Genomic DNA, 4098 nt, shown 5'->3' with positions numbered 1-4098 from the left:
GCACGCAACGGTCGATCGGGGTCCTCGACCACCGTGTCGCGTTTGTCGATCATCAGCGTCGCCCGGTCGCCGTCCCGGTAGGGCCGCCAGCGCGGCTCGCCTGGCGGTCCGACCGGCTCACCGCCTGCCGCGAAGTTCAGCCAACGGGTCCGGATGCGCTCCGACACCGCGGTGCCAGCCTTGAGCCCACCCAGCTTGAACGTCGGATCCTTCGATCCCGCAACGAGATTGCCCCACACGTACGGAAGCTCGGTGGCGTGTGCGGCACCGAGGCGAATCAGGCGGAGCATCGGCGTCGACCAGTCGAACCGGTACGCGTACACCGGCGCGACGGCACTGTGCCCCTCGGCGAACCAGATCGATGGCATCCGGAAGCCGATGTCACGGGCGACGCCCATGCCTGGCGTCTTCCCTCGGCCCCGATACGCCGAGCCCAACTGTGCCTCGCTGGGAAGCTGCAGACCGGGTTGCTCCGCGGCGATCTGCTCGAACATCGCCTTGATCGCCATTGGGGTGATGGGCATGAGCGGCGACTTCATGAAGCGGAACAGCGCCGCCTCGTGCTTGTTGGTCCCGATGATCAGCGGCACCGGATGCGTGCCACCGGCGCGCGCCACCGCAACCGGATAGTCGGGCACCAGTTCACCGTCGACGATCGGCGCATAGGCCAGGGTCCCCGGCGTACGCACCGGGACCTCGTCGAACAGGCGCTTCGAGGCGGCCAGCAGTTCGCTGATCGGCGCATCGCGAAGGCGGTCCACGTCGTCGACGCCGACGCCGAGCGTCTCCAGGAACTGCCGTGCGATCACGCGGGAGCGGCTGGTGTCGTAGACCGACGTCGCCGGTGAGCTCTGGGCGATTGCGCTCGAGAACAAGCCTGCGGCAGCCGGGCTGGCCAGCAGGGTCGTGACGATGCCCGCGCCTGCCGACTCGCCGAAAAGCGTCACCCGGCCGGGATCTCCGCCGAAGGCGGCGATGTTGTCGCGTACCCACTGCAGGGCGAACAGCACGTCACGCAGGCCCAGGTTGCTCTCGAAACGGGTGCGTTCGGTGCTGAACGACGACAGGTCGAGGAACCCGAACGCGCCGAGGCGGTAGTTCGCGGTGACGATGACGGCGTCACCGTCACGGGCCAGCGCCTTGCCGCGGTACAGAGGTTGCGCTGCGGAGCCGAGGACGTACGCTCCGCCGTGCACCCAGACCATCACCGGCTTGCGGTCGCCCGACTCGGTGTCCGACGACGCCCACACGTTCAGCGTCAACGAGTCGTCGCCCTGGGGCGCGCCCAGGTCGATGGGTATCCGCGGGTCGGTCGGCTGCGGGCAGACGGGCCCGACTCTGGTGGCATCGGCGACCCCGGTCCAACGCTCGGGCGGCTCGGGCGCACGCCATCGCAGTTCGCCTACTGGCGGCGCTGCGTAGCGGACTCCCCTCCACGACGTGACCGTACCGTCGTCGACACCCCGGACGCGTCCGTACGCGGTGTCGACGATGGGACCCTCGACTGATCGACCGCTGCCCGGCCCGGCCGTCACCGCCGGTTGCCCCTCGCCCTGGCCCGGTCCTCCTCGGAGAAGCCCGCCGCCACCAAGCCGGCGGGTGCCGCGAGCCGCCGCCGCGACACGTAAGCGGTCGCCGAGGCCATCGCCGACGCCACCCCTTCGTCGCTGGCGTCGTAGGTCAGCGAACTGTCCGCCGAGAAGCCCATTCGCTGCCCGATGGCCACGGCATCCATGTTGGCTCCCAGGAACACGAAGGTCCAGGAGTACTCGCCCTCCTGACGTTTGACGGCGGCGTTCACCGCCTCGTGGGTCCACTCGACACTCGAGTTCTCGTGGCCGTCGGTCATGACGACGACGATGACCGTGCCGGGACGCTCGCCTTCGGGCAGTACTGCCAGTTCGGCGCCTACGTCGGTGATCAATCGGCCGACGCCGTCGTAGAGCGCCGTACCACCGCGGGGTTGCAGTCGTAGAGGGGCCACGTCGGCGATCGGACGATTCGCGTAGACCACCTCGTACTCGGTGTCGAACTGCGCCAGCGTGACCGTCGCGGCCCCGGGCTGCCTGCCCTGCTCGGTGATGAATGCGTTGAAGCCGCCCTCGGCATCGGACTTGATGCTCTCCATCGAGCCGGACCGGTCGAGCAGTACGGCAATCAACGTGCGCTGTGGATCCGTCACGGAAACTCCTTCATGTACTTCGGAACAACCTGATCACCAGGCTACTCGGGCGCTGTGACAGCCCTTGCCCGCTCGAGCACCGCTCACGCCGGCAAACGTGGGAGGGAAACATTCTCGATGGTCGCAATCCTGTGCCCGACGGACCGCCGTCCGTAGCGTCCGGCGGCATGACCATCGACATCGCGGCCGCCGTGCCGCAGCTGACGTCACCACGACAGGCGCTGGCCGCCGCCGACGCCGTTGCCTCCGAACTCGCCGTCGGCAGTGCCGAGCGGGAACACAATGGCATCGCACTCGTCCCCCAACTCCGCCAGGTCGCCGACGCCGGACTGCTTGGCATCTCCGTACCCGTCGAGCACGGCGGACCGGGGCTGCCCGCGTCGACGACGATCGAGGTGCTCCGCCGGCTTGCCCGCGGCGATGCCGCCGTGGGCCAATTGTTGTTGTCGCACTTCGTGGTTGCACGTGCGATCGCCGGACTGGGACAACACGATCCCGCGCCCCGGATCTACGGCGACATCCTTGCCGGCGCGCAGATCGGCAACGCCACCGCCGAACGTGGCACCAGCCACGCGCTGGACCGCCGCACCACTGTGACCTCCGGCGAGGACGGGACGTGGGTGCTCAACGGCACCAAGTACTACGCCACGGGCGCGCTCGGCGCGACGTGGATCGCCGTCGCAGCGATCGTGGGTGGCAGGGACAACGAGACGGCCACCGTGTTCGTCCGCCCCGACCAGAGTGGCGTCACCCTGAACCTCGACAAGTGGTCGGCGTTCGGGCAGCGCGGGACGGCCAGCGGCGAGGTGCTGCTCGACGACGTCGTCGTCGACGGTGCGCTGGTGATCGAGGAGGGCAGTCCGCCCGACCCGCTCACCGGACCGCCCAGCGTGCTCGGCGCGTTCGACCAGGCGCTGCACGCCGCGATCGACATCGGAATCGCCCGTGCTGCACTGGAAGACGGCGCCGAGTTCGTCCGCACCAGATCAAGGCCGTGGAAGGAGGCACTCGATGCAGGTATCCAGCGCGCCGACGAGGAACCCCACGTAGTCCGCAAGTTCGGGGAGTTCACCGCGCGGCTGTATGCGCTCGAGGCGCTGCTGGCTGCCGGCTCGGCGATCATCGACGAGGGCTACGCGACGCCGGAACCGTCGCGTGAGCTGGCCGCGGAGGCAACCTTGAAGATCGCCGCCGCCAAGGCGCTCGCGCAAGAGTTCGCCGTCGAAATCGCCAGCGGCATATTCGAATTGGCCGGCACCTCGGCCGCGGACGCAGCCGTGAACCTGGACCGGCACTGGCGCAACGTGCGGACTCACTCGCTGCACGATCCGGCCCGCTGGAAGTACGTCCACTTGGGCAACCACACCCTGCACGGCGCCCGCCCGCCGCGGCTCGGCCTCGTCTACTGACCATCGACGGAAACCCGGGGAATCGAATCATGAGCTGGCAAGCGGCTGCAACCCGGCGTGACCCGGGTGCCCGACGGCGAGCCCGGCGACCGTGCCAACTGGGTGCTCACCCAGGACCACGCGATCGCGTCCTACGACGTGTTCCGCGCCGCTCGGGGACCGCGGTGACCTCGCCCCTGGCCTGACGGAGCGAGCGAAGCGACGGGAGAACTAGACGCCCTCGGCTAGGTTGACGCAGTGCGAACGTGGGCGCTGTTGATCTCAGCCATCGTCACCGAGGTCGCCGCGACCCTTTCGCTGCGGGCCTCCCAAGACCATCCTGCATGGCTGGCGGTGGTCGTCGTCGGCTACTCCGTCGCCTTCGTCCTGCTCGCACTCGTGCTACGGGCGGGCGTCGCGGTCGGCGTGGCCTACGGCATCTGGGGTGCGTCCGGCACGGCGCTCACCGCGGTGCTGGCCGCGGTGATCTTCCGGGATGCGTTGACATGGCCCATCGCGGGTGGCATC

At 69.1% G+C, this 4098-nt stretch carries 4 protein-coding genes; 2 read left to right on the top strand and 2 right to left on the bottom strand.

Features of this window, described 5'->3' with window-relative positions; all coding sequences use genetic code 11:
• Both QOI01_RS22840 and QOI01_RS22835 read right to left on the bottom strand, forming a co-directional pair.
• Positions 1 to 1535 (bottom strand): carboxylesterase/lipase family protein (locus tag QOI01_RS22840; protein WP_526384984.1); only part of this gene is annotated, 1535 nt, incomplete at its 3' end.
• Complete coding sequence (locus QOI01_RS22835) at positions 1532 to 2182, bottom strand: vWA domain-containing protein (protein ID WP_526384983.1); 651 nt, start codon at positions 2180 to 2182, stop codon at positions 1532 to 1534. The genes QOI01_RS22835 and QOI01_RS22840, both read right to left, overlap by 4 nt.
• 167 nt (positions 2183 to 2349) lie before the next feature.
• Here QOI01_RS22835 and QOI01_RS22830 point away from each other — a divergent pair, with 167 nt between their 5' ends.
• Together QOI01_RS22830 and QOI01_RS22825 are read left to right on the top strand one after the other, a co-directional pair.
• Entirely contained in the window at positions 2350 to 3591 is a 1242-nt protein-coding gene (locus QOI01_RS22830) for an acyl-CoA dehydrogenase family protein (RefSeq protein WP_526384981.1), read from the top strand.
• A 237-nt stretch (positions 3592 to 3828) separates the two neighbouring features.
• A partial coding sequence (locus QOI01_RS22825) for a DMT family transporter (RefSeq protein WP_526384979.1) occupies positions 3829 to 4098 on the top strand: 270 nt, incomplete at its 3' end.

Source organism: Mycobacterium sp., assembly GCF_032162605.1.
Lineage (GTDB): Bacteria > Actinomycetota > Actinomycetes > Mycobacteriales > Mycobacteriaceae > Mycobacterium.
Note: the sequence above shows the minus strand (reverse complement) of the source record. Positions and strands in the feature narration are given on the sequence as shown.

Excerpts from the sequence above, each read along its gene's own strand:
- QOI01_RS22830 (WP_526384981.1), top strand. The coding sequence starts at position 2,350 with ATGACCATCGACATCGCGGCCGCCGTGCCGCAGCTGACGTCACCACGA.